This is a genomic window from Oleiphilus sp. HI0066, from assembly GCF_001635725.1.
In genome coordinates, this window is the sequence record NZ_LWFH01001781.1 from 1 (window position 1) to 1,072 (window position 1,072).

At 42.5% G+C, this 1,072-nt stretch carries 2 protein-coding genes; both read right to left on the reverse strand.

The window, feature by feature from the left end; translation table 11 throughout:
- Nucleotides 1-344 (reverse strand): DNA gyrase subunit A (locus A3738_RS27685; protein WP_304440139.1); only part of this gene is annotated, 344 nt, incomplete at its 3' end.
- A gap of 276 nt (nt 345-620) precedes the next feature.
- On the reverse strand, nt 621-1,072 hold a 452-nt coding region (locus A3738_RS27695; protein WP_156504549.1), incomplete at its 5' end, for a formyltetrahydrofolate deformylase.

Sequence of the window (1,072 nt, forward strand, 5' to 3'; positions counted from 1 at the left end):
TCCCCATCGATAGAACCGAAGTTACCCTGACCATCTACCAATGTGTAACGAAGAGAAAATGGCTGAGCCATACGAACAATTGTATCGTAGACCGCAGAATCACCATGTGGGTGGTATTTACCGATCACATCACCAACAACACGAGCAGACTTTTTGTATGCTTTGTTCCAATCGTTGTTCAATTCACTCATTGCGAAAAGAACACGTCGGTGAACAGGTTTCAAACCATCACGAGCATCTGGCAATGCTCTACCAACGATTACGCTCATCGCGTAATCAAGGTATGACTGCTTCAACTCATCTTCAATATTTACGGGAAGGATTTCTTTAGCGTGATCACTCATAGGGAGTGCATTCCTTTCATTTCGATCGTTTTTGTAATGCTCTTAGAGCACTTATCGTTATTAGGCAAAAATTGAAGCGCTTTGCCTTTCTTTGCGTTTTACTGAAACCAAAAGCAATTTTGGAAGTTAGCGCAAAATTAATCAACGCACTATACCATAAGCACAAAACAAAAGAGAGCATTTAGCGCGTTTTAGAGGGCTTGTTAACGCACTATTTTTGAATAAGATCTGAAAGCGAAGAAAGCGCAACAGAAAGTCGCGCCTTAGAACTGAAATTTACGCGAATACGACCGTTTTGTTTTCATGAATGATAACACGATCTTCAATATGCAATCGCAAGCCACGCGCCAACACAGTCTTCTCTGCATCCTTGCCTAGGCGNACCATATCTTCGATCGTATCACTGTGATTAATACGAATCACATCCTGATCAATAATCGGCCCCTCATCGAGATCTTGCGTCACGTAATGACACGTTGCGCCGATCAACTTCACACCACGATCATAAGCCTGATGATAAGGTTTTGCACCCGCGAAACTTGGCAAGAAACTATGGTGAATATTAATCACCCTTCCCTCATAACGCTCACACAAATCTGGAGGTAGTATCTGCATATAACGCGCAAGCACGACTAAATCCGTTTCGTAAGAATCGACCAACTCTTCGATTTGCTTAAATGCCTGCGGTTTTGTTTCTTTTGTGACAGGAACGTAGTGGTATGGAATCT